At 72.9% G+C, this 1,190-nt stretch carries 1 protein-coding gene; it reads right to left on the bottom strand.

Annotated features, from left to right (window positions below; genetic code table 11):
• Nucleotides 1-77 precede the first annotated feature (77 nt).
• Nucleotides 78-944: a hypothetical protein gene (locus A7A76_RS04230; RefSeq protein WP_206410026.1), complete on the bottom strand. Its 867-nt coding sequence runs from the start codon at nt 942-944 to the stop codon at nt 78-80.
• Nucleotides 945-1,190 lie beyond the last annotated feature (246 nt).

The raw sequence follows: 1,190 nt of genomic DNA, 5'->3' as shown, positions 1-1,190 counted from the left end.
TGGCCGGCGCGGCGGCGTCGCTGCAGTCGCGGTCGGCGCGAGCCGCGCGGGATCGGCCGCGCGGATCGGCCGGGCGCTCAGTCCCGCCGCGGCGTGGCCGGATCCGGATCGGGTTGCGGCCTCGCGATGCCTTGCGCATCGCGATTGAGCGTGCCGGGTCTCAGCGACGGCCAATCCACGCGCAGGCCCATGCCTTGGCTCAGCGGCGAGCCTTTGACCGGCCCGTTGCGCAGGCGCTGCGGGAGCCAGCGCTGGTCGGGCAAGGCGAAGCTGATCCATTGCCGCACCGGCAGACCGAGGCCGACGCGCACGTACGCGCCGTCGTGCAGCAAGGTGATGCGCTGGGGCGACGCGGCGCCGCCGGCGTACAGGCGCACCAACCGGCTGTCCAGCGTCTGCGGCGCCGGGGCCGTGGCCGGATCGGCATACGACCAATCCGGCCGCGGCGGTTCCAGCCAATCCACGCGCAGATAGGTCGCGCGGCCGTCGGCGAGCGCGCTGAGCGTCAGCACGCGCGCGTCCGAGCGGATGCCCTCGGGCCGGAACGACCATTCCAGGAAGGTCGATTCGCCGTAAGCGCCGCCCGGTTCGCCGATCGGCGGATCGATCGGGCCCTGCACCGCCTGTTTGGACGCGTAACCGCCCGGCAGGTGCGCTTCCATCAGGTCCAGCGGCAGTTCCGGCCAGGCGTCGGAGCCCTTGAGCACATCGACATTGGCCCGGGTGAAGGGCAGGTCGCGCATGCGCCAGTACGCGTCGTCGCTGCTTTGCGGACGGTCGGTGACGATCATGTCGACTTCGCACGAGCCGCCGGCGGGATCTTGCGGAACCTCGCCGGCGCCCGCGGCGGCGGTCTTGCCGCCGCCGTCGCAGAAGTCGTTGCCGGCCAACGCCGGCGCGGCCGCCAGCAGCAGGCACAGGGCCACAGAAGAGGATGCGCGCATCGGTCGGACTCCTTGGGGAGACGTGCGCCCACGGCAGGCGCGTTCTTGATCGAGCACTCGCAAAAACCGCGACGAACGGATCATTTTTCCGATGGCTGCGGCAGCGGCAAGCGCGGCGCGCGCTCGAACCGCGCCAGTTGCCGCTCCAGCCGCCATTGCAACCGGGCCTTGTCGCTGCCGCGCAGGAACGCGGCGCAGGCCGCGTCGGCCTCGGCGCGCGCATCGGCGCCGGCGCAGGCCGGCGCG

Origin of the sequence: Lysobacter enzymogenes (assembly GCF_017168095.1) — a bacterium.
Taxonomy (GTDB): domain Bacteria; phylum Pseudomonadota; class Gammaproteobacteria; order Xanthomonadales; family Xanthomonadaceae; genus Lysobacter; species Lysobacter enzymogenes_D.
The sequence above is the reverse complement of the archived record's forward strand: the minus strand, read 5'-3'. Positions and strand labels throughout refer to the sequence as shown.